Consider the following 3,466-nt stretch of genomic DNA (forward strand, 5'->3'; position numbering starts at 1 on the left):
TCAAGTCAGGGCTGCACCGGCTCACCGACCGCAGCCTCGGCAAGCTCCGGGCCAGCGCCTCCGAGCAGGGTGTCGACCCCGAGGAGTACGCGGCCAGCCTGCGCTGTCTGCTGCTGTCCGCCGACCCGGACGACCTCGACGATCTCGTTGCGGACACCGTGCTGGACGGGGCCCGGTACGGGGCCTGCACGCTGCGGGCCGTCTCCGTGCGGGGGGACTCCGCGCGGTATCGGGGCGAGCCCCGCAGGGACTCGCTGCTCACCGCCCGGTTCGGGACGGGTGAGCACGCGCTGCTGCTGGTGGCGATGGCGACCGGGGCCCGGGCCACACCGGGTGCGCACCGGGCCGCCGCCGAGGCCTGTCAGTGGATCGGACGGGCCGTCGGACGCAGCCACGCCCGCCTGGTCGAGGACATAAGGGACGGCCGGCGCGGCGACCTCAAGTCAGGGCTGCACCGGCTCACCGACCGCAGCCTCGGCAAGCTCCGGGCCAGCGCCTCCGAGCAGGGTGTCGACCCCGAGGAGTACGCGGCCAGCCTGCGCTGTCTGCTGCTGTCCGCCGACCCCGGGTGCCGCACGCGGGTGTTCTTCGGGGTCGGACCGGGCGGACTGTTCCGGTTGCGGGAGGGCGAGTGGCAGGACATCGAGCCGCAGGTCGCCGACGTCAGGGGCGAACCCGTCGTGGGCTTCGGCTCACCGCCCTCCGAGACCCCCGAGGGCGACCGGCTCACCATGGACCTGGGCATCCCGACGCCGCCCAGCCCGTACGAACCGGCCCCGGAGCCGCCCCGCGAGCCTTTCCGCTTCCGGACCTCCGTCGCCCGCCCGGGTGACACGCTCCTGATGTGCAGCGGCGGGCTCGCCGAGCCCCTGCGCGGTGAGCCCGAACTGGGCGAGTACCTCGCCGAACGCTGGTCCCGCCCCGAACCGCCCGGCCTCGCCGCGTTCCTCGCCGACTCCCAGGTGCGGGTCAAGGGCTATGCGGACGACCGTACGGCCGCCGCGGTATGGGAGGCGTGAGCGCCACCGGTGTGACTTGATGGAACCCGGAGGGATCCCAGGAGACCGAAGGGGCAGACGAGAGCCATGGCCAAACAGAACGTCGCGGAACAGTTCGTCGACATCCTGACCCGCGCCGGGGTCAAACGTCTCTACGGAGTCGTCGGCGACAGCCTCAACCCGGTCGTCGACGCCGTGCGCCGCAACTCCGCCATCGACTGGATCCACGTCCGGCACGAGGAGACCGCCGCCTTCGCCGCCAGTGCCGAGGCGCAGCTCACCGGCTCCCTCGCCGCCTGCGCCGGCTCCTGCGGCCCCGGCAACCTTCACCTCATCAACGGCCTCTACGACGCCCACCGCTCCATGGCCCCGGTTCTCGCCCTCGCCTCGCACATCCCGTCCAGCGAGATCGGCCTCGGCTTCTTCCAGGAGACCCACCCCGACCGGCTGTTCACCGAATGCAGCCACTACAGCGAGATGATCTCCAGCCCGCAGCAGATGCCACGGCTGCTGCAGACCGCCATCCAGAACGCCGTCGGACGCAGCGGCGTCAGCGTCGTCACCCTGCCCGGCGACATCGCCGACCGGCCCGCCCCGGAGAAGGCCGCCGAGACCGCCCTCGTCACCTCCCGTCCGACGGTCCGCCCGGGCGACGCCGAGATCGACCGGCTCGTCGAGATGATCGACGGCGCCGGCAAGGTCACCCTCTTCTGCGGCAGCGGCACGGCCGGCGCGCACGCCGAGGTCATGGAGTTCGCCGGGAAGATCAAGTCGCCGGTCGGGCACGCCCTGCGCGGCAAGGAATGGATCCAGTACGACAATCCCTTCGACGTCGGTATGAGCGGCCTGCTCGGCTACGGCGCCGCCTACGAGGCCACCCACGAGTGCGACCTGCTGATCCTGCTCGGCACCGACTTCCCCTACAACGCGTTCCTCCCCGACGACGTGCAGATCGTCCAGGTCGACGTCCGGCCCGAGAACCTCGGCCGCCGCTCCAAGCTGGACCTCGCGGTGTGGGGCGACGTACGGGAGACGCTGCGCTGTCTGATCCCGCGGGTGAAGGAGAAGAAGAACCGCCGCTTCCTCGACCGGATGCTGAAGAAGCATGCCGACGCGCTGGAAGGGGTGGTGAAGGCGTACACCCGCAAGGTCGAGAAGCACACGCCGATCCACCCCGAGTACGTGGCGTCCGTGCTCGACGAAGTGGCCGCCGACGACGCCGTGTTCACCGTCGACACCGGCATGTGCAACGTCTGGGCCGCCCGCTACATCTCACCCAACGGCCGCCGCCGGGTCATCGGCTCCTTCTCCCACGGCTCGATGGCGAACGCGCTGCCCATGGCGATCGGCGCCCAGTTCACCGACCGCAAGCGGCAGGTCGTGTCGATGTCCGGTGACGGCGGCTTCTCCATGCTGATGGGCGACTTCCTGACGCTGGTGCAGTACGACCTGCCCGTGAAGGTCGTGCTGTTCAACAACTCCTCTCTCGGCATGGTCGAGTTGGAGATGCTGGTCGCCGGCCTCCCCTCGTACGGCACCGCGAACAAGAACCCCGACTTCGCCGCCGTCGCCCGCGCCTGCGGTGCGTACGGGGTGCGCGTCGAGAAGCCCAAGGACCTCCCCGGGGCACTGAAGGACGCCTTCAAGCACAAGGGGCCGGCCCTCGTCGATGTCGTCACCGACCCCAACGCGCTGTCCATCCCCCCGAAGATCAAGGCGGAGATGGTGACCGGATTCGCCCTGTCCGCCTCGAAGATGGTGCTGGACGGCGGGGTCGGCCGGATGCTGCAGATGGCCCGCTCCAACCTGCGCAACGTCCCCCGCTTCTAGCTGTAGGGCACCCACGCGCGCGCGGAGGTCTCGTACACGTAGCGGGGCAGCCCCTTGATGCCGCTGGTCCGGAACGGGCGGCCCTTGTCGTCGATCCGGACCGTGCCCGTGCGGCCCTGCGAGGACCAGTCGAGTTCCAGGTACCAGCGGCAGTCGCACCCTTGGGTCCTGGCGTTGACCAGCAGCACCTCGGGGTCCCGCGCGGAGACGCGGTACGGCATGCGCACCGCCGGGATCGGCGTACCCGCGTCGCTCCCGGCGACCGCGCGGGCGATGGGCCGGTCCATGTCCAGGTTCACGTCGAAGGAGCGCGGGGTGATCGAACCGCCGCAGCCCCGGTCCATGGCGTAGGCGTTGCCCTGCGCCGGAGCCGTCCGCCCCACCACGCGTACGCGCAGCGCCTCCAGCACGACGGCCGTGTCGGTCCGCCCCTGCACGGTCAGCTCCACGAGCGTCTCGCCGCCGTGCACCGCGTTCTGCGAGGCGGCCCAGACGCCCGCGTCCTGCGGGACGGGCGGCGGTGCCACCTGCCCGGGTGGCCTGGCGATGACGTAGTCGTGAGCGCAGCCGAGCTCCCAGGCCTGGGAGTCGGCCGACCAGGTGAGGGGCGGGGCGGGCACGGAGCCGCCGGTGGGCGG

Annotated in this window: 2 protein-coding genes and 1 pseudogene; 2 read left to right on the top strand and 1 reads right to left on the bottom strand. The window is 71.4% G+C overall.

Going from position 1 to position 3,466, the window contains the following annotated elements; genetic code table 11:
* Nucleotides 1–98 precede the first annotated feature (98 nt).
* The gene (locus K4G64_RS38765; RefSeq protein ID WP_221760544.1) at nucleotides 99–1,019 is read left to right on the top strand and encodes a protein phosphatase 2C domain-containing protein; all 921 of its coding nucleotides are present in this window, start codon (nucleotides 99–101) and stop codon (nucleotides 1,017–1,019) included.
* 66 nt (nucleotides 1,020–1,085) lie between these two features.
* A complete protein-coding gene (locus K4G64_RS38770; RefSeq protein ID WP_221760543.1) occupies nucleotides 1,086–2,828 on the top strand; it encodes a pyruvate dehydrogenase in 1,743 nt (580 codons plus the stop codon).
* On the opposite strand, the pseudogene K4G64_RS38775 reads toward K4G64_RS38770, so the two are convergent.
* Nucleotides 2,825–3,466, bottom strand: a pseudogene (locus tag K4G64_RS38775) (transcriptional regulator); the annotation flags it as partial. The gene K4G64_RS38770 and the pseudogene K4G64_RS38775 sit on opposite strands and share 4 nt — an antisense overlap.

This window comes from Streptomyces sp. WAC04114 (assembly GCF_019733245.1).
Lineage (GTDB): Bacteria > Actinomycetota > Actinomycetes > Streptomycetales > Streptomycetaceae > Streptomyces > Streptomyces massasporeus_A.